This is a genomic window from Psychrobacter sp. KCTC 72983 (assembly GCF_014280455.1).
GTDB lineage: Bacteria > Pseudomonadota > Gammaproteobacteria > Pseudomonadales > Moraxellaceae > Psychrobacter > Psychrobacter pacificensis.
Map to the genome: position 1 here is coordinate 432,216 of NZ_CP060390.1, position 21,987 is coordinate 454,202.

20 protein-coding genes are annotated in these 21,987 nt (G+C 40.7%); 2 read left to right on the forward strand and 18 right to left on the reverse strand.

Annotated features, from left to right (window positions below; translation table 11 throughout):
* Positions 1-401 precede the first annotated feature (401 nt).
* The 12 genes from PSBA01_RS01735 to PSBA01_RS01790 all read right to left on the reverse strand — a co-directional run bounded on the left by PSBA01_RS01735 (position 402) and on the right by PSBA01_RS01790 (position 14,254).
* Positions 402-1,424, reverse strand: a complete 1,023-nt coding sequence (locus PSBA01_RS01735) for a hypothetical protein (RefSeq protein ID WP_186474882.1) — start codon at positions 1,422-1,424, stop codon at positions 402-404.
* The gene (locus PSBA01_RS01740; protein WP_186474883.1) at positions 1,411-1,986 is read right to left on the reverse strand and encodes a GNAT family N-acetyltransferase; all 576 of its coding nucleotides are present in this window, start codon (positions 1,984-1,986) and stop codon (positions 1,411-1,413) included. Before PSBA01_RS01740 ends, PSBA01_RS01735 begins: the two co-directional genes overlap by 14 nt.
* The gene (locus PSBA01_RS01745; protein ID WP_186474884.1) at positions 1,983-3,335 is read right to left on the reverse strand and encodes a lipopolysaccharide biosynthesis protein; all 1,353 of its coding nucleotides are present in this window, start codon (positions 3,333-3,335) and stop codon (positions 1,983-1,985) included. The genes PSBA01_RS01740 and PSBA01_RS01745 overlap by 4 nt, the downstream gene beginning before the upstream one ends.
* On the reverse strand, positions 3,328-4,419 hold the full coding sequence (locus PSBA01_RS01750) for a DegT/DnrJ/EryC1/StrS family aminotransferase (protein WP_186474885.1): 1,092 nt from the start codon (positions 4,417-4,419) through the stop codon (positions 3,328-3,330). The genes PSBA01_RS01745 and PSBA01_RS01750 overlap by 8 nt, the downstream gene beginning before the upstream one ends.
* Position 4,420: 1 nt before the next feature.
* Entirely contained in the window at positions 4,421-5,002 is a 582-nt protein-coding gene (locus PSBA01_RS01755; protein WP_186474886.1) for an acyltransferase, read from the reverse strand.
* A gap of 12 nt (positions 5,003-5,014) precedes the next feature.
* Positions 5,015-5,959, reverse strand: a complete 945-nt coding sequence (locus tag PSBA01_RS01760; protein WP_186474887.1) for a Gfo/Idh/MocA family protein — start codon at positions 5,957-5,959, stop codon at positions 5,015-5,017.
* A gap of 21 nt (positions 5,960-5,980) precedes the next feature.
* Positions 5,981-7,009 (reverse strand): NAD-dependent epimerase/dehydratase family protein, encoded by a 1,029-nt coding sequence (locus PSBA01_RS01765; protein WP_186474888.1) that lies wholly within the window; start codon positions 7,007-7,009, stop codon positions 5,981-5,983.
* Positions 7,010-7,048: 39 nt separating this feature from the next.
* Positions 7,049-8,326 carry a Vi polysaccharide biosynthesis UDP-N-acetylglucosamine C-6 dehydrogenase TviB gene (gene tviB, locus PSBA01_RS01770; RefSeq protein ID WP_186474889.1) on the reverse strand — a complete coding sequence of 426 codons (1,278 nt, stop codon included), beginning with the start codon at positions 8,324-8,326 and terminating at the stop codon, positions 7,049-7,051.
* A gap of 40 nt (positions 8,327-8,366) precedes the next feature.
* Complete coding sequence (locus PSBA01_RS01775) at positions 8,367-10,286, reverse strand: polysaccharide biosynthesis protein (protein WP_228724616.1); 1,920 nt, start codon at positions 10,284-10,286, stop codon at positions 8,367-8,369.
* A 113-nt stretch (positions 10,287-10,399) separates the two neighbouring features.
* A complete protein-coding gene (locus PSBA01_RS01780; protein WP_186474891.1) occupies positions 10,400-12,679 on the reverse strand; it encodes a GNVR domain-containing protein in 2,280 nt (759 codons plus the stop codon).
* Between the two features lie 45 nt (positions 12,680-12,724).
* Positions 12,725-13,156, reverse strand: a complete 432-nt coding sequence (locus tag PSBA01_RS01785) for a low molecular weight protein-tyrosine-phosphatase (RefSeq protein ID WP_186474892.1) — start codon at positions 13,154-13,156, stop codon at positions 12,725-12,727.
* 12 nt (positions 13,157-13,168) lie between these two features.
* Entirely contained in the window at positions 13,169-14,254 is a 1,086-nt protein-coding gene (locus tag PSBA01_RS01790; RefSeq protein ID WP_058024345.1) for a polysaccharide biosynthesis/export family protein, read from the reverse strand.
* Positions 14,255-14,806: 552 nt separating this feature from the next.
* Here PSBA01_RS01790 and rluB point away from each other — a divergent pair.
* Entirely contained in the window at positions 14,807-15,733 is a 927-nt protein-coding gene (gene rluB, locus PSBA01_RS01795; RefSeq protein WP_186474893.1) for a 23S rRNA pseudouridine(2605) synthase RluB, read from the forward strand.
* 140 nt (positions 15,734-15,873) lie between these two features.
* Here the strand turns inward: rluB and PSBA01_RS01800 are convergent, their stop codons facing one another.
* The 3 genes from PSBA01_RS01800 to PSBA01_RS01810 all read right to left on the reverse strand — a co-directional run bounded on the left by PSBA01_RS01800 (position 15,874) and on the right by PSBA01_RS01810 (position 18,118).
* Positions 15,874-16,425, reverse strand: coding sequence for a hypothetical protein (locus PSBA01_RS01800; protein WP_186474894.1), 552 nt, complete (start codon positions 16,423-16,425; stop codon positions 15,874-15,876).
* A gap of 67 nt (positions 16,426-16,492) precedes the next feature.
* Complete coding sequence (locus tag PSBA01_RS01805; protein WP_228724617.1) at positions 16,493-17,161, reverse strand: hypothetical protein; 669 nt, start codon at positions 17,159-17,161, stop codon at positions 16,493-16,495.
* Positions 17,162-17,368: 207 nt separating this feature from the next.
* On the reverse strand, positions 17,369-18,118 hold the full coding sequence (locus PSBA01_RS01810; protein ID WP_186475400.1) for a hypothetical protein: 750 nt from the start codon (positions 18,116-18,118) through the stop codon (positions 17,369-17,371).
* A gap of 179 nt (positions 18,119-18,297) precedes the next feature.
* Here PSBA01_RS01810 and PSBA01_RS01815 point away from each other — a divergent pair, with 179 nt between their 5' ends.
* Positions 18,298-18,900 (forward strand): LysE/ArgO family amino acid transporter, encoded by a 603-nt coding sequence (locus PSBA01_RS01815; RefSeq protein WP_186474895.1) that lies wholly within the window; start codon positions 18,298-18,300, stop codon positions 18,898-18,900.
* A gap of 119 nt (positions 18,901-19,019) precedes the next feature.
* Here PSBA01_RS01815 and PSBA01_RS01820 read toward each other — a convergent pair whose 3' ends face one another.
* The 3 genes from PSBA01_RS01820 to PSBA01_RS01830 form a co-directional block, all read right to left on the reverse strand.
* On the reverse strand, positions 19,020-19,625 hold the full coding sequence (locus tag PSBA01_RS01820) for a MarC family protein (RefSeq protein ID WP_252963006.1): 606 nt from the start codon (positions 19,623-19,625) through the stop codon (positions 19,020-19,022).
* A gap of 255 nt (positions 19,626-19,880) precedes the next feature.
* Positions 19,881-20,741 (reverse strand): carboxylating nicotinate-nucleotide diphosphorylase, encoded by an 861-nt coding sequence (gene nadC / locus PSBA01_RS01825; protein ID WP_186474897.1) that lies wholly within the window; start codon positions 20,739-20,741, stop codon positions 19,881-19,883.
* A 170-nt stretch (positions 20,742-20,911) separates the two neighbouring features.
* Positions 20,912-21,943, reverse strand: coding sequence for an NUDIX hydrolase (locus tag PSBA01_RS01830; protein WP_186474898.1), 1,032 nt, complete (start codon positions 21,941-21,943; stop codon positions 20,912-20,914).
* Between the last annotated feature and the right edge of the window lie 44 nt (positions 21,944-21,987).

Sequence of the window (21,987 nt, forward strand, 5' to 3'; positions counted from 1 at the left end):
GAATTTTAATCAGTATAATTTTGATACACCACCAATATTTTATATTTATGGCTAGGCAACCCTTAACTATATAGAAAAGTGTTGCTGTTATGCTTCGTTAAAGTTAAAAAAACAAGTTTATCTGCATTTCTTGATCAAAAATAATATCAGTGCCATCTGTACTTAATTTGATTTCATTTCACTTTTATTTAATTCGCCTGCTATAAATTTAATGCTTCGGTTTGCCTCTTTAGGGGCTTAAATCTGATATCGTTTCTCTAGGCTTAAATTTTATAGCTCATAGCTGCAATCTCACTTTGGCGGTGGATAGTAGCTTTGATGCTAGCGCATCTAGGCCTCTTTTCCACCTGCTCTTTAAAAATGCATTTCATGTGTTATTCTAAGTAACAAACTAACTTGTATTATCTACCCAATATCTTTTTGAGCTTGTTTTTTACAGGATTAGGTATAGTGCTAATGATAATCATTCTAAAAAGACCTGGATAAATATTTTTTTTAGCGTCACTACTCCTGAACGAATACTTTAACCCGCTTATGAGCCCAGCATTGAAAGCACGGTGTATAAATATCATACTGGGAATTTCTTCTTTTATAGTTTTTATGCCAAATAATTTTCGAATAAAAGCTGGTTCATTTCTGAAGCTAAACTCACAAGAAGCCCATAGCTTTGCATTGATTTCCATAAATACAAAATCTTGTCTTTTATTACACCATTTAAATTCAGCCAGTCCCCAACCGGAGTAATTACTTGCTTCGATATATTTAGCTGTTAACTCAACTAGTCTTTCAGACTCATAAGCTTCAACTTTAATAGCTGAACCACCTGATACGGGATAACTTCGGGACTCAAAGTGAGAAAAGCATACTTCTAAAACCCCATCTCTTGCTATAAACCCTACTCCATACGTACCTGGAGTATCAATGAATTCTTGATATATAAGGTCGCTTTTACCTTCCTTTGGAAGTTCCGTTTTGGCATAGGCAATACCGCGAACACCACCACCCTTCTCATATTTCTGTTTATAAAATAAGGGATAGTCTTCTGAGCTTATCTGTTCTTCAGTTAAAAACGTTTTTGGCACGGGAATATTATTAGAGTTACAAAACTCTATAAATAGGTCTTTACTATAAACTGACAACGATGATTGCTTCATTGTTACATTTGATAGTTTAATATCCTGATTTTTTAATAACATCTCCGTAGAAGCAGCTCCAAAAGGTACAATTATTCCGTTATTTATATCTGAGTAACTCTCGACTCTAATACTACTAGAGTATAATTTTTTTATCGCTCCAGACTTTTTTTCATTTTTCAGAAGTACAGCTATCAACTTACAAGAATTTGTTGTATTTAAAATCCTTGTCATAGCTATTGCTTGATCAGAAGTAGGCTGTAAAAAATAGAAAATTTTATCTTCTTTCACGTTTATTTCCTAAAAGTAAATTTACTCGTACAGGATTGGTTAGAACTGAAAATACATTTCTTTTCATTACTTTAATTAAGTAATTAGTTCTATCAATATGAGCGTTTTTACAAGTTGCACGCATAGCTGGAACGTTACTATTTTCTATCACACACCATAGCTTTAAATCATGTTCAGACGCATATTTAATTTGGCATTTAGCAATTTCACTAAGTATCCCTTTACCACGATACTCAGGATAGACGAAGTTAGTGCTGACCCTTGCCTCTCCGCTATTAGTTGGAAGCGAATCATTCCATTCTTCTTGTACTGGCACATGCAAAAAACTATAACCAAGAATCTTATTGTCTATTTCAAAATAGAAAAGAATCCATGCTGGATTGTCTTTTCTCATTCTTAAGTAATTAGCAAAACGCGAATCAATTCTTTTTAGTAATGGTTCAATATCGATTTCAGCCATTGAGGCAAAAGAAATATTTTCAAATGGCTCTTTATCCTTATTATAAGCCATAATATTTCTTTTTTTAAAGAAGTAAGTCTCCCAGGATTTTTTTATATTCATAATATACTCCGAAAAAACAACCATATTGGCAAAATTAAAATAAATGCTGCTGAGACATACTTAATATCTGCCGTACATATTGTACGTATTTTTACACCTGCTTTTCTCATAAACCAAAACATTATGAGCAGGTAGACGACCGCACTTACTACAGCGAAAACAAAGATACTGTTATCTGCTGTACATCCCAACAACATTGCGATTAATATTGAGCCAAAACGTGAAATAAAGGTAAAAACCTGAGCAATTAACGCTTGTCGTTGCAACTCGAGAACGGTAGTGAGCATTGACAATGGAGACCACTGAAACTGCAAGTAAATCCAAGGTGCCATCCATTGTGAATAAACCCCAGCTTTACGCCACTCTTCGCCAAACACGAGTGCAAATAAATCGGGTCCAAATAACAACAAGACCACTAAGGGTAAAGCACCCGCCATCGCCAAACGCGAATGAAGTTTAGTGACTAATTCTGCTAAATTACCCTCACGTTTTGCTTTAGGGGCTTCTGACAGAAACACACTACCAATTGCATTACCAATTAAGCTACTCGGTAACGTTAGCATACGTAGCGTTAGGGCATATAGCCCTGTTACCGTAGCGCCAAACATCGCGATAAACATAATAGGCGCAAATTGTAAGCTAGCTGTATTAAACAACGCCGTCCAAGTAGAGAAAACAGGAAAGTCCCTATATCGGTACGCTTGCTTTTTTATATTTCTCCAAGAGATTTTTTTTAGCTCTGGGCGTTTCAATGCCGAATACGCTAAGCCACTAGCTCCTATGCCTTGACCTGTAGCATGCCCACCCATCAGGGCTAAAGGCCCTAGCGAATGACCACCCAACTGGATAGCTAATGTACCGACTGATTGATAAATTCTTGTTTTAGCTATGACTGTAAACTGTTTTTGCCTAACTGCCCATTTGTTAAAGACCTGATAGCTACCGAGGAAAAATACACCTAATGGGATTATCCATAAATAATTTGCAAGCTGAGGCGTGTTAATAATAGTGGCAATTTTTTGAGGCCATATTATAAATATAAATGCTGAGATAATTGTAGTACACAAAACCAAACTAAAACCTAGTACTGTTAAGTCTGCTGCATCTTGCTCACTATCAGGTAAAGGAATGGTCAGTTCATAACGCCCAGCTGATATTACTGTCAAGAAAGTTAGTAGTGCTGTAAATACAGCAAGCATACCAAAATCATCTGGGCTATATAACCGTGTAAGTATGGGTGCAGCGAGTACACTTAATAGCTGTGCCCCTGCTGTACCCCCAATCAATACACTTACACCACGCGCAAATTGTTTTTTGGGTAATACTTTACTCAGTATTTTTTTAAACACTCACAGCCTCTCGCAGTGCGCTTATAACCTGCTCTTGTTTACTCTGAGACATATAAGGATGCATCGGTAAACTCATTACTCGCTCAGCAATTTCATCACCTACTGGCAGTATTGCATTGCTATCCGCAACTGCAGGCTGCTTATTCAATGGAATAGGATAATGTACGGCTGTCGGGATACCTTGCCCTTTTAGCTTGGCTTGTATCTCATCACGATTATCAACTTGGATGGTATATTGCGCCCACGCACTCTGATTATGTGCTTCGACAAAGGGTATTGTTGTTATATCTGCTTCGGTAAAGAGCTGATTGTAAGTCTCTGCCACACGCTGACGTGCTTGCATTTCATCATCTAGGATTTCAAGCTTAGGCAGCAATATCGCTGCTTGTAAGGTATCTAATCGGCTATTGACCCCTACACGTATATGATGATATCGGCGATCTTGACCATGGCGTGCTATTTGACGAATTATTTTAGCCAATTCTTCATCATTAGTAAAAATAGCCCCACCATCACCGTAGCAACCTAAGGGTTTACTAGGGAAAAAACTGGTACAAGCGACTGTGGTCAAGTTACAAGATTTCTTTCCTTTATAGTTCGCACCAAAGCTCTGTGCAGCATCTTCTATGACTGGTAGATTATACTTGGCAGCGATAGCATTGATAGCATCAAAGTCTGCACACTGTCCATATAAGCTCACACCAATAATTACCTTGGTACGTGGCGTAATAGCCGCTTCAAGCTGCTCTACATCTAAGTTATAAGTTTGTGGATTAATATCTACATAGATAGGTTTGGCACCGAGTACCGCAACCGTCTCTGCAGTAGCAATATAAGTGAAGCCTGGAGTAATAACCTCATCACCAGGACCTATACCAAAAGCCATTTGCGCGATCTGTAGCGCATCAGTACCATTGGCACAAGTGATACAGTATTTAGCACCCGTATATGCTGATAGCTTCTCTTCAAGCTCATGTACTTCAGGACCCAAAATATACTGCCCATGAGCCAATACCTTTTGAATATTAGCATTCAATTTATCTTTTATTCTGTTTTGCTGTGCGACTAGATCAATAAACTGCATATTAAGCCTCCTTGGCTAATTGGCCATTGGAAAGCACATACTTACTGCCAGTATGCTCGCATATTGCTTCACCGTTACCAGTGAGCGGTATATCTAACTTCTCACCATACTCACTCATCCAAGCAATTTGTTTTGCAGGTACGCCTACCATCAAGGCATAGTCTGGAACATCTGTGTTTACTACTGCACCTGCTCCCACAAAAGAATATTCGCCGATGGTTATCCCGCACACGATAGTGCAGTTTGCACCTAATGTAGCACCTTTTTTTACTAAAGTATTAAGATATTCATCTTTACGCTCAATGAGAGAACGTGGATTATATACATTGGTGAAGACCATACTTGGTCCACAAAACACACCCTCTTCTAGAGTTACATTATCATAAACTGATACATTGTTTTGTACCTTGCAATAATCACCAATAATGACTTTATTACCTATAAAGACGTTTTGACCAAGTGAAACACCTTTTCCAATTTTAGCCCCACCACAGACATGTACGAAATGCCAGACTCGAGATCCTTCACCTATTTGTGCACCATCATCGACTATTGCGCTAGAGTGCTGATAATAATCATTCATTATCATATTTCCTTATCTACTCAAGAAAGGATGATAATCACCCTGTAAACCAATAGGCTGAGCATCGCGAATATGAGCTACAGTACTAATCGCGGTACGATTTTCTTCTAAGCCAAAACCATTACCTGCCAATATCTGCTCGTAGCTACGATTATGTAAGTCGGTAAAACCGCCAGAGAACTCAATATCTTCACCATCTACCGTAATCGATCTAAATGTACGCTGTCCTGTAGCCAATATATCAGCTGGCACATCTTCTAAATCAATAGATAGGAACCAGCGCACACGAGCATTTTCATATTCTAGAAAACCAGAAGACTTAGTCTCTGAGACATGGTGTACAATATTTTGCTGTAAATCACCAAATATAAAATGCAGCATATCAAAGAAGTGCACGCCTATATTGGTTGCAATTCCTCCAGACTTATTAATATCACCTTTCCATGACTGTAAATACCATTTACCTCTCGAAGTGATATAAGTGAGATCGACTTCATATTTTTTATCTCGTGGTTGGCTTTTTACTTTTTCTCTTAGAGCAACGATAGCAGGATGCACTCTTAGCTGAAGAATGGTATTTACTTTATGCCCTGTATCTTTTTCTATTTCTAATAAACCATCAATATTCCAAGGGTTTAAAACCAAAGGCTTCTCACAAATAGCATCCGCACCACTACGTAAAGCAAAACGCATATGAGAATCATGTAGATAGTTAGGAGAACAAATTGACATAAAATCTATTTTTTTATTTTCAGCTTGACGATGCAACTTATCTATATGTCGATCAAATCTTTCAAACTCAGTAAAAAAATGTGCTTCAGGAAAGTGGCTATCTATAATTCCTACAGAGTCGTTCGGATCATAAGCGGCAACCAATTCATTCCCTGTAGCTTTAATGGCTTGCATATGTCTTGGAGCAATATATCCAGCAGCTCCTATTAGCGCAAATTTCTTCATTACATATCCTATTAAATAAGTTTATTTATGATTTAGTACATACCAAGGCATCGCTTTTTTAATACCTTGAATAATATCAAACTGTGGCGCATAGCCTAACGCATTTTGTATTTTGCTAATATCAGCCTGACTATGACGCACATCCCCTACTCTAAAATCTTGATAGATTGGTTCTTGAGTGTAGCTAACTCCGTTAGCACTTAAATGTTCTTTCAGTACTGAAAACAGTGTATTAAGGGTAGTACGACCACCGACTGCTACATTATACACCTCATTTTTAGCCTCATCATTAGCCGTCGCTGCTAGGATATTAGCCTGCACGGCATTTTCTATAAAATTAAAGTCACGACTGGTATTACCATCGCCATTAATAAAGACTTCATCACCTGCGATCATTGCTGCCGCCCACTTCGGAATCACTGCAGCATAAGCACCGTCTGGTGTTTGGCGTTTACCAAAGATATTGAAGTAACGTAGCCCAATCGTCTTAAAGCCATAAGTACGTGAGAATACATCTGCATATAACTCATTGACATACTTAGTCACCGCATAAGGTGATAACGGATTGCCAATAGCATCCTCGACTTTTGGCAATGCTGGATGATCGCCATAGGTTGAGCTACTCGCCGCATAGGTAAAGCTAGCTACCTGAGCATCACGAGCTGCTACGAGCATATTTAAGTAGCCTGAGATATTGGTATCATTGGTATTAATAGGATCAGCGATAGAGCGCGGGACTGAACCTAGCGCTGCTTGATGCAGCACGTAATCAACACCTTGACAGGCTTTCGAACAATCAGTTAACTGACGAATATCACCCTCTATAAAAGTAAAATTTTCCCACTGTTCAGCGCTTACTAAACTTTTTACTTCATCTAAATTATGCTGAAAACCTGTGGCGAAATTGTCTAACCCAACCACTTTTTGATCAAGCAATAATAGTGTCTCAAGCAAATTAGAGCCGATAAAGCCCGCTACTCCTGTGATAAGCCAAGTTTTAGGCGTCTGTACTAATGTTTCTTTCACTTTATTGTAGGTTGTCGCTGTCATAGTATTGCTCGCATGCTGTTATTGTAAGACTATATAGGCTTATAGACGGATATCTGTGTCTTCTTTGGCGAACACATACTTCAGATCATATAGCACATGATTATGTTTACCTAAACTTCTTATATGCGCTACGCCCATATCGACAAACTCACTGTGAGCTACTGCTAAAATAATACTATCATAGCTATTGGCTGTAGGCTCATTGACAGGCTTAACACCGTACTCTTTTTGAGCCTCTACAGCATCTACCCATGGGTCGTACACATCGACCTCGATATTATATTCTTGCAGCTCGTGTACGATATCAATAACCTTAGTATTACGTACATCTGGGCAATTTTCTTTAAAGCTAAGACCTAGAATTAGTACCTTTGCGCCTTCTACCTGAATGCGCTTTTTAATCATGGTTTTGACCAACTGCGTGACTACGTACTCGCCCATGCTATCGTTTAAGCGACGGCCCGCTAAGATAATCTCAGGGTTATAGCCGATGGCTTGAGCTTTGTGCGTCAAGTAGTATGGATCAACCCCGATACAGTGGCCGCCGACTAGACCTGGACGGAACGGTAAGAAATTCCATTTAGTACCAGCAGCTTCTAGCACTGCTTCAGTATCGATACCCATTTTATTAAAAATAACTGCAAGCTCATTAATGAGAGCAATATTGACATCTCGTTGCGTATTTTCGATAACTTTTGCTGCCTCCGCTACCTTAATACTAGGTGCTTTATGAGTACCAGCAGTGATGATTAAGTTATAGACTTCGTCGACAAAGTCCGCAATCTCAGGCGTTGAACCAGCGGTGACTTTCAGAATGTTAGTTACACGGTGCTCTTTATCACCTGGGTTAATACGCTCAGGGCTATAACCTGCATAAAAGTCTTGGTTAAAGCTCAATCCCGATACTTTCTCTAGCACAGGGATACATACTTCCTCAGTTGCGCCAGGATAGACGGTCGACTCATAGACGACGATATCCCCTTGCTTTAACACGCCGCCGATTGCTTCCGATGCTTTTATAAGCGGTGTTAAGTCAGGTTGTTTGTAGTCATCAATAGGAGTAGGTACAGTCACAATAAAGAAGTTACAGTCCTTTAACTCATTGATATCTGAGCTGTATCCTAAATGTGTAGCTTCTGCTAACTCCTCTTCACTGACTTCTAAAGTATGATCAATACCTGTATTAAGTGCTGAAATACGTTCAGCATTGATATCAAAGCCTATAACCGAGTGATTTTTACCGAACTCTACTGCTAATGGTAGCCCCACGTAACCAAGACCAATAACGGCAATTTTAATATTATCAATATTTAGCATAGTATCTATCAACCAACCTTATCAATGAGTGTTTTCCAAATTAGGAGTGAACTGTAGTATCTTCTTTATATCCATCTACAAAATGTTTGAACTGCAACTTTAACCATACAACGTCGTATAATTGAGATTTTTCTGGTAACTTCTCTAATACCCGTTCAAGATCTGCTAGAGAAAACCTATGCTCCATAGCTTGCATAATAAGAGGATGAGCAGTTTCTTCAACATTGTCATCACCGATTATGAGCTCTTCATAGAGCTTCTCACCAGGACGAAGACCTGTAAAGACAATTTCGATATCACCATTAGGATGCTTATCGTCTTTGACCTCATGCCCACTTAGGCGAATCATACGCTGAGCCAGATCGACAATCTTTACTGGCTCTCCCATATTAAGCACAAAAACCTCACCACCTTGCGCCATAGCACCTGCCTGTATTACTAGATTAGCAGCCTCTGGAATAGTCATAAAATAGCGTGTCACATCAGGATGGGTGACAGTAATTGGAAGACCTTTTTCGATTTGTTTGGTAAAAACAGGTACTACAGATCCTGATGAGCCTAGCACATTGCCGAATCTAACCATACTAATACAGGTTTTGCTACCTGGCTTGATTGAATTGGCTTCATAACTTAATGCCTGACACACAAGCTCAGCTAAACGCTTTGTGGCACCCATCACATTAGTAGGTCTAACAGCTTTGTCAGTAGATATCAAAACAAAAGTTTCTACATCTGTTTGAATAGCAGCACGCGCACAATGGTAAGTACCGCGACTATTATTAATAACCCCTTGAAACGGATTGTGCTCGACCATAGGCACATGTTTATATGCTGCTGCATGGTAGACTGTTTGTACATGATAAGTCTGAAATATCCGCATAAGGTTATGCTCATCAGTCACATTACCAATAATGGATACGATTTGAATATCCTGATATTCATTACTACTAGCCTGTTTTGCCAAAAGCTCTTGGTGAATACTATAAAGGGCAAACTCTGATAGCTCGTATAACACCAGACAAGTTGGTTTATTTTTGATGATTTGACGGCACAACTCACTACCGATAGAGCCACCAGCCCCTGTTACCAAGACAGATTTATGAGCGATATTTTTCTTCAGCAACTCTTCGTCTGGCTCTACAGTTTGGCGGTCTAATACGTCTAATATATCGATCTTGCGCATATGGCTAACCGTGACTTTTTCGTCAGCCAATTCTTTTAGACTGGGTAGTTCTTTTATCTTGATAGAGATATGTGAAAGCTTTTCAATAATTTTGCGCTTACGAGCACGGCTAATCGAGGGTACTGCCAAAAATACTTGGGCAATATCAAGGGTATTTACGATATCCAATAAGTTATCAGTATGGTAAATCTTTTTACCCATAATATGGGCACCTGTTAGCTGACGATCATCATCAACAAAAGCAACCACACTATATTTATGTGAGTTACTCAAACCTTTCATCAACTCCTGCCCTGCTTCACCTGCACCATAAATCAAAATATTATCGTAGTCTATAAGCTCACCCTCAAAACGCTTACCTTGCCATCGCTTCAATAATTCTTTAATTGTCAGACGACTGTTCCACAGCCAGATATAAAGCAAAAACAGAAACAAAATAGGGGTCGATCGAGGGATTTGTGGCAGTACATCAAAGTAGATAATCAGTTCATAAAAAACAATCAGCACAAAAAACAGCTGCAATACACCACTCATAACCGTATCAAGAAACCCTCTAGATACGCCATGATAAAAGCCTACAAGGTATAAACCAATGACAGGAATTAAGGCATATAAACTTAATGTCCATAAACTAATATGAAGCTCGATATAACCATATCGCAATAATAGTGACAAAAACAGACAGGCAATAGCCATTATAAAGTCTGCGCTAATCAAAATCAGACGCTTGACATATCTTGGCAGCGACAACAGGTACTGAGCGATAGATTGCAACACATTTCCACCTATAAGCTTCGGCTTACGTTTGACACTATGTAAAGACGTTTCAACCATATGGATTGTCTATTCATACCACATCGTTTTTAAGAACTAAGTTAGTTAATAGCATACTACTGGTTGTTACCATAGGCATAACTATAATGATAGCTGTATTTGCTCATGATACCCTGCTGTACGTCATTTAAGATAATTCCATCTACTTCTATATTTGCCTTATTCATTTGATTGACCGCATAGACCAGCTGTCCCTCAATTGAGTTATCATATCTAGTTACCATCAATACTTTATTAGCATATTGCGCCAGTATCATTGCATCGGAAGCTGCTAGGATCGGCGGTGAATCAATAATGATATAGTCATAGTGTGAGCTTAACTCTGTCATTAGGTTATTGAGCCTGCTATCAGACAACAGCGATGCAGGATTACGTGGATACTCGCCCCTTGGCATAAAATCAATATTATCTATATTGGTCGGATGGATAAAGCTCGCTAGATTACTGATATTTTGGGTGGTGATAGCTTCTGGGACTTGAGCGTTATTCTGCGCAAAATCAGTCATATTTTGTGATAATTTATCTTGCGATAGATAGTCGGCCAAACCGTTATATTGGGTCATACCAAATATTTTATGCAGCTCACCCAAGCGCATATCTGCGTCCATAATCAGCACCTTCTTGTCTAACTGAGCAAAAACTTCCGTTAGATTGGCCGAGATAAATGATTTACCAACGCCAGGACTCTCACCAGTGATAAGTATAACTTTCGCCCTTTGGCCCGCTTGCTCTGGTGTCGTCATACCGAACATCAGGCTCGTTCTTAGGCTTTTGATGGCTTCATAACTCAAGCTGTTACTATCAGTATAGGCCAGCAAACGACTAGGCGTTTTCTTATCTTTACGTAATCTGGTCAGTAAAGGTGAACGAGGAATCGTTGCGACCACAGGTACACCCGTTTTTGCTTCGATACGTTCAGGGTCTTTAACCACATTTCTAAGCATGTTTTTCAGGAGTACGAGCAATACACCTATCATAGTGCTTAGTAGCGTTGCTAACACCCAAATTTGTGGCTTATTTGGCGCAATAGCATTGAAAGTATTGATAGGCAAATCAATAATACGAGCGTAGCCGATCTGACCAGCTCTCACGACTTTTAGCTGTTCATAATTTTTTAGCAGTGTTAGGTATATTTCTCTATTAATCGCTGTATCTTCAGACAACTGTAAGAACTCCCTTTGTATTTCCGGCAATCCTTCAATGGTGTCATCTATATTTTGTTTTCTACGATTAAGTACGTCGAGTTGTTCGTTGATCTGGATGACTAATGGATGCTCTTCCGTATAATAGGTAGTCAAATCAGCTTTTTTCAGCTTGAGCTCATTAATCTGTGTATCAATTTGAGAGTTCTCTGATAATAAAAGTTCAGCTTCTTTGCTAACGTCAATAGTACCGTTATTTTCACGGAATTTATTAAATGCTGCTTCAGAATCTTCTAACTTTTTCTTCAAGTCTGGGATCTGTGTTTCCATAAACTTGATTGTTCTGGTTGTTTCTTCAGTGCCCCGCGTTTGGTTCTGATCTACATAAGACAGAATTATTTCTTTCAATATCAAACTGACTTGCTGTTGGTTAGACCCTGTCATAGACAGTTCAACAATACCAGTCTGTTGCCCTTGCTCAACTACGGATAGCTTGCTGTTTATTGAATCAGTAGTAACCTGTAGAGATTGCTTGGCTAAGTTGATAGGATGAGAGTTGTCAGGTAAATCAGTCACAGTAATCTGAATCTGACCATCTACACCCTTAAATAAATGCGGTTTATTCAACTGGCCTTTAAAATCATCGAACCCATTGCTCAGGACAAAACCTGTTTCGGATTTGGTCAGAGTAAATATTTGATTAAGATAAGCTTGCGATACATTGAACTGGCTAATCTGAGCATCGCCGTCTTCTGTTTGTAACGATACACCATCAGGAGTATTAACTTGGGTAGCGACGCGATCACTTTTGATCCGATCAATATAGCCGATAGAAGGATCCGTTAGACGTATACGCAAGTTTAACTTATCTACTACAGGCTCAAGTATCATACGAGATCTTATCAGCTCGGACTCTGTCTGAGCTTTGCTCGATTGTGGAGCGATGAGCTCTGATGCACTTGTACCTAATGCTGATATACCTTGAGAGTTTTCCTCTATTTGTATCAAAGCATCGGATTTGAAAGTGGGGTTCACATAGCGCCCGTACAGCACACCAATCAATAAGCCAATTAATGCGAAAAACAATACAGTTTTCCAGCCACGCAAAATGGCAAACAGCAGCGCCATAAGATCAATGTCATCATTATCTTCTTTCGAAACAGGGTTTGATAAATTTTTCGAATCTGTACTCATAACTATAGGTCTACCACTTCAGCTTGTTCATCGGATAAGCATTACTTAGTTAATTTTATCGGCCCACTGATCGAGACCATCAACAATATCTTGATATGCTGTCTCAAAAGCGCTCATTTCATGTTTATATGGGTCAGCAATATCCTTATTTTGCCAGTGACCAAGCTTGAAGGTTTTACCACGGCAAAATGGCCAACGTTCCTCAATCCATTTAGTCTGACTATCTGACATGGTAAAAATAAGATCAGCTTTTTTTACTAATTTTTCGTCGATTTGTTTGGCTATATGGTCTGTAATATCTATCTGCTGTTCAGTCATAATCTTGAGAGCAGATGAATCTGCAGGATGTCCAATTAAAGCACCAACGCCTGCGGAGTCAATTACTTTGTTAGGATAACGCTCTTTTAACAAAGCTTCTGCCATTGGGCTACGGCAAATATTACCAACACAAACAACCAAAATATTATCAAACGCCATGCTTATCACTTCCTATAAAGTTGAAAAACTTCTGATTGCTGAAGTTGATGGTAACAAAGCACTGATAACACGGTTCCAGCGCGTCAGACCAGTTGGGTCGACATAGACAATATCATTAGGCAACATCTCAAACCGGCTAGTCAGTGGAAAGCTAGTGAGCGCCTGCATATCTACATAGTATATATTTGTACGCTGATATTCAGGTTGATCACGTACTACGTAGATCTTAGCCGCATTAGCCGTATTAGAATTCAGACCAGCTGACTCCCCAATCACCTGCGCTAAGCTCAACCCCTGGTCAATAATAGGTACAGGTGCAACTTTGCCAAACTCTCCCAAAACATACACTTTATTGATGTCTTCGCTACTGACACGAATAGAGTCACCATCTTGTACATAAATTTGATTGGCTGATAATCCCGCCTGCTGCAGAGACTGTAATCCCATACGATAATCAATACCATTTCTTCTCAATACAATACTGTTTGAGTTACCTTCTCTCGTCGTACCACCAGCCATAGATATTGCACTGTACAATGACACAGGTTCGTCAGCAATATTGAATTGACCAGGCTTGTTAACCTCACCATCGATAAAAAACTTATTGCCTCGATACTCAGCAACTTTCACTTGCGGATCTGCATACTTTAGGTAGCGTTGCAATCTTGAACTTAGGTTTGCGGTGAACTGTGGAACACTTAGCCCGCCAGCTTGTATACGACCTATCAACGGAAACTGTATAAACCCCTGCTGATCAACAGGATAACCAGATGCTCCTGCAGCATTAATATCAGGATAATCTACCAAAATAATACTTAATACATCAGAGGATGCAATACGGTAATTCATCCTATTAGACGATCGTACTAGGTCAGATAGGTTGGCACTCATTTGTGAGCGAGCGATTTGTTTAGGTGGCAATGTGGCAAGAGTCAATGGCAGTACATTGAAATTAATACCATTCTCTGCAGTAAAAGATCCACTGGGCGGTAACTGACCAGCTTGAAGCCCAGAATTGATGGTTGTAGTAGCACATCCATAGAGCATACTACTAGCTAACAAACACGCTGCACTCAACAACTTAGTTGTCTGTCTCATATCAAAAAGCCTCTTCTATTACTGCAATCACATAAAACGACTAAAAACAGTTTTGTATTAATAAATTTGTATCGATGTTATTTTTTTACATCTTTCACAAAAATAATCGGCATCATAACATAAGTTATCTGTTATACAGTAATGTTCTTATTGATTGATACAAAAAGCTATTTTTAAACTAATTACTCCATGTAGCATATAAATTCTTTTTATCAATTACAATTAAATATATTACGTATATTAATAATTGATTGAATTTATATTAAATTCTTACACTGCTATGTTGCTGCATATGTACGACTACCTAAAAGCTGTTAAACATTCTTAGTAAAAATATGCAAGATTTTGTTCAAATTGGCTTGAGTACAGTTGCGAGGTGTATAAGTCAAAGAAATAAGTCAAAAAATACAGTATAAGCAGTCTTTTACTAGTATAATGCTGCTCACAGCAAACAATGCATTTTCTTACCTATTATCATTTATAATCTAGTATAAACAATTGTGAATCATTATACATTGAGAAATGTAAACCCACCGACTCAAGGACATTAAGATGAAAGACGAAAAATTGCAAAAAGCACTCGCCCGTATGGGCCTTGGCTCACGCCGTCAAATGGAAGAAGTGATTAAAGCAGGTCGCGTATCTGTTAATAACGGTCCAGCAACGATTGGTGATCGTGTATCGCAAGGCGATGAAATACGTGTGGATGGTCGTCAGATCAAATATACCGCCGAAAATGAAAAGCGTCGCCGAGTGATCGCTTATTACAAGCCAGAAGGCGAAGTCTGCTCAGCCAAGGATCCAGAAGGTCGTCCGACTGTGTTTGAGCGCTTGCCAAAGCTCACTCATGATCGTTGGGTCATGGTTGGACGTTTGGATATCAATTCAACTGGCTTACTATTATTTACCAATGATGGTGAGATGGCGCATCGCCTGATGCATCCTTCTAGCGAAGTGACGCGTGAATATGCCGTTCGTGTGTTGGGTGAAGTCACTCCCGATATCGCCCGCAACTTGACTGCTGGTGTCATGTTAGAAGACGGCATGGCGCAGTTTGACGACATCAAAGAAGGCGGCGGTGAAGGCGTTAATAAGTGGTATCACGTCAAGCTTAAAGAAGGTCGTAACCGTGAAGTACGCCGCTTGTTTGAGTCACAAGGTCTGAAAGTTAGCCGCCTATTGCGTACACGTTACGGTACGATTGCCTTGCCAAAAGAGTTACGTACAGGTCGTTTCTTAGAGCTCGATAAAAAAGAGATCAATACATTGACCGATTTGGTGAGCTTACGCCCACGTTATGGCACAGGTCTACATGGTGCGGCTAAAAAAAAGCAAGAGCGTATCAGAAACAAGCCGCTTAAAGCGCGTCGCACGGACACTCGTAATGACAATCGCAACAGCAGCGCGAAGCCTAAAAGCAGTGCTAGCCCTGCCAGCCGCGGTACGCGTAATAGTCGTGACCGCAATGATAAGCGCTAATTCAATTGATTTAACATTATTCTAAGTTTTTGATAGATTTAGAATAAACATAAAAAAGGGGTCAATGACTATTCATCATTGACCCCTTTTTTTATGTATTTTTTACAGGCCTCACAGTGACTCAGTATAAAAATAACGCCTCAGCTATCGTGGGTATTAATATAATGCGTCATGACTCGCAGCTCTTTTAGCTGCTCCTCGTCCATTTGTGCCAGTAGTCTATCCAAACGCTGTTCGATGTTATCTAAAACACTTTGCAATAACTCACTAGCCTCTAACCTCTTTTCACTATTCTCATTAGTGACATTTATATTTGTTAATTGGTAGTGAGTGGCTAGCATTTCGGGTAGCCGAGTTTGCAACATTTTGTTCAATACAAACTGTGCTTCTGTTATAGCAGGTGTTTTATGTTGAGCTTGTAATGCTGCCTGATAAGCTTGATAGCCACTCACTTTGTTATCGATACGTTTTAATTGCCGTAGCTGCTGATCTGACAAGCTTTTTAAGTGCTTTTTATTTAAGTTAAGCTGCTCCCAACTTAACGTAGCCAGTGACAATGGCGCATGATCATCTTGATATATAAGCACACCTGGAGTAATACCGACCGCTTTGTGCAATGCATGCCAGCCTTTTCTACCTAGATAAAAAGTTGTGACGGTCGTTACAATACCGATGCCTATTAATATACTCATAACTGCTCGCTACTCATCACTCAATTCTATGTATGACTACTTATCGTTGGCACTTAGCATTTAGCATTTAGCGTTTAATATCTTCTGCTACTGGATTTTTCACATCCGTGCTACTCAAAGTAGGTGACTCAATAGCCTCTGTTTTCTTACTGAGATTACTCAGCGGCTGCATTGTTGAATCCATATTTGGATGATCAAAGCGTGTTTGCAGATAGCGATTGGTCGCGAGCAGTTTTTGCCCATCTTGATGGTATGAGGCATTGAGTAAATCGTCAAACTGGGTATTGATCGTTTTAAGCACTTCTAACAATGCTTGTTTACCAGTGACATCTGAATGTTTGATTTTGGTGGTATCAGCACGCGCCCCATCTGTCACATCTAAGTCATATAAGCGGCGATAATCGGCCACAGCTTGCGGAATGTGTCGGTCCATCAGATTTTGGATCATAATATAAGTTTCATTGATGGTGTCTTTATCGTCAATTTTGCCGTCATTATTGGTATCACCATAAATCAAGCGGAGTTTTTTGCCTTTTCGATTGATTTGCTCAAGTGCTGTTTTGACTTCAACAGGTAGGCTTTTCTCTGGTATATATCCCAGTTGCGGCATGGCAGTATATTCCAGCATTTTGGGCGCGGTAACTTTCTTAATACCACGATACCCCAAATATAACCCAGCGGCCGGCAGCACTCCGTATAATACAAACATCACTAACATAGCAGTCACTTGGGTCATCGGGTTTTCCTTATTGTTTTGACAGAATAGTTTGGCAGATTTCTTGTTATTTTAATCAGTATTTTAAGCTAGGCGGTTTTAGTGTCGTCAACTTTATTGCTTAGCACTGCTTTTATTAAACAAAAAAATAAGGCTCTATGAAAGCCTTATATTGTTATACATTGAGTCTGTTATGTTTTTGGATAATCTTTTATTTTATAAAATACGCTAGCTTTGCGTGCGGCTCTTGACATAACGATGGGTTGAGGCAAGACGATTTAAAACGGTTTGATGCAACTCATCCAATAGCTCATCAAGCTCATAATCGATTTCTAAAAACAAATCGGTCAACATATCACCTGCGGTCATTTTTCCCTGAACCATATTGTTTTTGGTGCGATGCGGACTAAAGCGCTGCAACTGCTCATAATGATGTAGCGCTTCAGGGATGCTCTCGGACACCAGCTTATCAATGACAAACTGGCGCTCATTATGTTGCTGCTGCTGTTGCTCGTTTAGCTCACTACTCCACTCACGATAGCGTTTTAGCTTACCATTGATACGATCTAATATCGCAACGGCTTCGATAGGCATCGCATTTAGGGTGGCCTCGTCGACCACATCAACAAGCTCAGTCATAATCGGACAACGTCCATGTTTGAGATACCACAAGGTATCGGGGTCAAAAGGTGGTCTATTGGTCGGTTGCATTTGGGCGCGATTGGACAAATAGCGATCAGTCAGCGGGGTTGATGAGTGAATATCGTTCACTTGCGCTAGTGCATCACGTATACGGTGTACCCGCTCAGGTGGCGTTAATGCAGCACGCTCGTGATTTGATTGAGTGCCGTCATTATTATGATGGATATCGATATTATCACTATTGTCATTTAAATTATGGTTAACACCCATCTCCTGCGCATTGTTGGCAGCTAACGTTGGTAGGTCATCTTGCGCTTGCCCAAATGACTTTAGCATTCTTGTCAAACTGACTACCATGACTTGCTCTGCCCCTCATCCAGTACACACACGTTGTGCTCGTATTGCATACGTTCATTCAATAGCTTATCTTAACAGGTTTTTGCTGACCTGCCAGTACGCAAAGTGTCAACATTCCTACTCTCTCCGCTCACTTCCTAAATGCTAAGCGACTTGTTATGAATGCTCCCGATTATATTTCTGGTTTCCTGCTTGGGTTATCGCTCATCATCGCCATTGGCTCACAAAATGCCTTTGTACTCAAACAAGGTCTCAAACGTGAGCACATATTTTTTGTTTGCCTGTTTTGCGCAGTGAGCGACGCGCTGTTGATATCAGCAGGCGTTGGTGGATTTGGTGCGGTCACCGCACGCTATCCGCATGTGATAGATATCGCAAAAATAGCAGGCGTTTTATTTTTGTTGGGTTATGGCTTACAAAGTTTGTATGCCAGTATCCGTGTATCACACGCTTTGAACGTTGATGGGCAAGTAGTGACCAGCTTAAAAAAAGCGCTACTACTCTGCTTTGGTTTCACTTGGCTCAATCCGCACGTCTACTTAGATACATTGGTGCTCGTTGGGATGGTTTCAACAGGCGCTGCTAGCAAACTTACCTTTGCCATTGGGGCAATTAGCGCCTCATTCTTTTTCTTTTTTGCGCTCGGTTACGGTGCACGCCTGCTCAGGCCGTTATTTGAAAAGCCAAAAGCTTGGAACATACTCGATGCGTTGGTAGGACTGCTGATGTTGTATCTGGCTTGGCATTTATACCAAAGCTAAACACAACATTAGGCGTTAAATCTAGATAAACTAAGATGCCATTATCAGCTATCTGATAAGGCCTCTTAATTCAATTATTAGGATTTTAAGTGCTCAATATTAGAGACAGAATAAATAGCTTAGATTAAAGCAGGAAACAGTGTGCGCAGACCGCTAACGATAATCTCGATAGACACGGCTGCTAATAGCATACCCATGATCCGGCTCATAATATTCAGACCAGTATCACCGAGCAAGCGGCTGATACGACCAGCAGCCATCAATGCCAGGTAGCAAAATAGACTAATAAAGAGACCAGCAATGATGATGGCAGATACCTGCAAAATGCCTGAGACTTGCGATGAATAAATAATAACGGTAGAAATACCACCTGGTCCAATCATCATCGGTATCGCAATGGGGACCACTGCTGAGGCCATCGTCGGCGGTGCATCTTGCACGTGGTCGACATCGAAGTTCTCTTGATCAGGCTTAACAGGGTTGCCTTCACCGTTCATCATATTTAGTGAAATCAAGAACACCAATATTCCACCAGCCAGCTGAAACGAGCCAATAGAAATACCTAGTGCTTTTAGTAAGGTCTCACCCGCCACCGTAAAAAAACTGATGGTGATAAAAATGGTCAGACAAGCAACACGCGCAACTTTGCGTCGATTGTTCATCGAATAGCCGCGAGTCAAATCCAAGAACAACGTCAATGCGCTAAATGGATTGATCAATACCATAAAGGCTAGGATTATCTTGATAATTTCAGTATTCACTGAGCGCTCGCTTGTCTATTGATACCACTGGTGCAAAAAGATAAGGCCATCGTGCGAGTGCAACGATGACCCAATAGGCAATTCATAGTAGCATTGTAACATAGGCAGATAAGCGAGTTAAATCATTAACTTTGCTCGGTTACCCTTCTATGTCATCTTGGCGAGAAATCCAGCGAATATAAAAGCTATGAATCAGATGAAGCTGAAATACTTGATGGCCTATGCACTAAAATCTAAGCCAATATCCAGCGCAGTAGTACTGTGCGTTAGGTAGCCCATCGCGATAAAATCAACCCCTGTACTGGCGGCGGCTCGTACCGTTTCAGGCGTAATACCACCGGATGCTTCAGTCTTTGCGCGACCTTTACACATAGCAACCGCTTGCGATAGCGTTTCTGGCGACATATTGTCTAGCAATACCAAACTCACACCCGCCTCTAGCGCCTGCTCTAATTGCTCTAGCGTATCGACTTCAACCTCAATCGGAATCAGATGCCCAGCAAAGTGTTGCGCTTGCTCGATAGCCGTCTTTATATCACCTGCGATGGCAATGTGATTGTCTTTGATTAAGATCGCATCATCCAGTCCCAAACGATGATTGCGACCGCCACCGCAGCGTACCGCGTATTTTTGTACAATACGCAGACCTGGGATGGTTTTACGCGTACAAGTAATCTGCGCTGGATATTGCGCCACGCTATCGACGATCTGGCGGGTCGCAGTCGCAATACCGCTAAGATGCGTCATGAAGTTCAATGCTGTACGTTCTGCTGTTAGCAGATGGCGTGCATTACCTTTTACAGTAGCCAATACGGCACCAGCGGCGACTGTTTCGCCATCCTGCACTTGAGCCACAAACTCAATGTTTGCATCAACTAAGGCAAAAGACAACCGCGCCAAATCCATACCGCATATCACACCTGATTGTCGCGCCTTGATTTGTAGCTGGGCTTGCATATCTGCTGGGATAGTGGCTTGCGAGGTGACATCTCCACGCCTGCCCAAATCTTCCGCTAGCGCATCTTCTACCAAAGGTTTAAGCAATACGTCATCCAATACTGGCTCTTTTTCAATTGTCATGTTTGACCCTTATGTAGGCGTAATATGAATAAAAACGTCTAAATATTTAAACTCAAAATGAGCATAAATATAGCGTAAAGTTGACGCTCCTGCAAGGGAAGGTGAAACAGTTTTTATTGAGCAAGTCGATTTCTATATGAAATTGACCTAGCTGTATTTGTTAGTAGCAATTATTTACGCTTAGGAAGTTTGCTGTCCATCAATAAGCTTTGTAGCTCGATATCATGGCGAAAACGATAGAGTTTGGCGGGGCGACCACGCTGAGCACTACTACTCTCTCCTGTCTCCATCACAAGATTCTGAGATTCCAGCAAACGGCGAAAGTTTTGTTTGTGCAAGCGTATGCCTGATAAGGCCTCAACACTCTGCTGCAACTGGGATAAAGTAAACACATCTGGCATCAACCCAAAGATAAGCGGTCGATATTCAATCTTGGCGCGTAGTCTGGAGATAGCGGTGGCAATCACGCGGCGATGATCGTAATACATCGGTATGCCGATACGCTGAGACCAGTCGCTTGGCAATTGAACCGTTTGGTAATTAGGCGGATAATTGGGCGCTTCTGGTATCAGTCCTGCTTCATACAGCATCTCGTAGCGCAGCAGCACATGCTCTGCGATCCATTCTCTGCTTTCATCAGCCTTATCGCCAACTGGTTCAGTTTCTATGAACTCGCTATCTGTCAAAAACTCTTCGCTAAGTCCCCAGCACAAACCAATACGTTGACGCCTGCGCTGCCGGGCAACTGAATCTTCAGCGCTACTCGCCCACTCCAATAGCATAGGGATGATAAAGTCCATAATGATACTAGGCATACCATCTAGATGGTTCTCCCATGGGAAATAATCATACCAATTTCGCCATAGCGCTTGGCTTTGCAATGCCTGCATTTGAGTTTCTTGTACCAAACCAAGGTAGCTGACGTACACCAATGCATGACCATCAACGTTACGTCTGTTGGTATCAACAAAGGTATATAGCTGCTCTAAATATCCGAGCGGCTGCTGCGTCTGCTCTTCTACCCATTGACGTACGCCTGCCTGTAGCGAGCGATGTAGCGGCATAAGCGGCCCATTTGGCAGCAGCTTACCTTGATCAACGGTTAGGACACGAGCGATATGATCGGTAATCGCGACCAATACGGCGACCACTTCTGTCGTGCCGCTACCTTGCTGGTGCGCATGTGAATAAGACAACGTCATAATTTAGGGGGTTATCCTATCTGTATAAAGTGTGATGAGTGGAC

Excerpts from the sequence above, each read along its gene's own strand:
- PSBA01_RS01780 (WP_186474891.1), bottom strand. The coding sequence starts at position 12,679 with ATGAGTACAGATTCGAAAAATTTATCAAACCCTGTTTCGAAAGAAGAT.
- PSBA01_RS01760 (WP_186474887.1), bottom strand. The coding sequence starts at position 5,959 with ATGAAGAAATTTGCGCTAATAGGAGCTGCTGGATATATTGCTCCAAGA.
- nadC (WP_186474897.1), bottom strand. The coding sequence starts at position 20,741 with ATGACAATTGAAAAAGAGCCAGTATTGGATGACGTATTGCTTAAACCT.
- PSBA01_RS01750 (WP_186474885.1), bottom strand. The coding sequence starts at position 4,419 with ATGCAGTTTATTGATCTAGTCGCACAGCAAAACAGAATAAAAGATAAA.
- PSBA01_RS01755 (WP_186474886.1), bottom strand. The coding sequence starts at position 5,002 with ATGAATGATTATTATCAGCACTCTAGCGCAATAGTCGATGATGGTGCA.
- PSBA01_RS01765 (WP_186474888.1), bottom strand. The coding sequence starts at position 7,009 with ATGACAGCGACAACCTACAATAAAGTGAAAGAAACATTAGTACAGACG.
- rluB (WP_186474893.1), top strand. The coding sequence starts at position 14,807 with ATGAAAGACGAAAAATTGCAAAAAGCACTCGCCCGTATGGGCCTTGGC.
- PSBA01_RS01790 (WP_058024345.1), bottom strand. The coding sequence starts at position 14,254 with ATGAGACAGACAACTAAGTTGTTGAGTGCAGCGTGTTTGTTAGCTAGT.
- PSBA01_RS01785 (WP_186474892.1), bottom strand. The coding sequence starts at position 13,156 with ATGGCGTTTGATAATATTTTGGTTGTTTGTGTTGGTAATATTTGCCGT.
- PSBA01_RS01815 (WP_186474895.1), top strand. The coding sequence starts at position 18,298 with ATGAATGCTCCCGATTATATTTCTGGTTTCCTGCTTGGGTTATCGCTC.
- PSBA01_RS01810 (WP_186475400.1), bottom strand. The coding sequence starts at position 18,118 with ATGCTAAAGTCATTTGGGCAAGCGCAAGATGACCTACCAACGTTAGCT.
- PSBA01_RS01830 (WP_186474898.1), bottom strand. The coding sequence starts at position 21,943 with ATGACGTTGTCTTATTCACATGCGCACCAGCAAGGTAGCGGCACGACA.
- PSBA01_RS01805 (WP_228724617.1), bottom strand. The coding sequence starts at position 17,161 with ATGACCCAAGTGACTGCTATGTTAGTGATGTTTGTATTATACGGAGTG.
- tviB (WP_186474889.1), bottom strand. The coding sequence starts at position 8,326 with ATGCTAAATATTGATAATATTAAAATTGCCGTTATTGGTCTTGGTTAC.
- PSBA01_RS01800 (WP_186474894.1), bottom strand. The coding sequence starts at position 16,425 with ATGAGTATATTAATAGGCATCGGTATTGTAACGACCGTCACAACTTTT.
- PSBA01_RS01820 (WP_252963006.1), bottom strand. The coding sequence starts at position 19,625 with ATGGTATTGATCAATCCATTTAGCGCATTGACGTTGTTCTTGGATTTG.
- PSBA01_RS01740 (WP_186474883.1), bottom strand. The coding sequence starts at position 1,986 with ATGAATATAAAAAAATCCTGGGAGACTTACTTCTTTAAAAAAAGAAAT.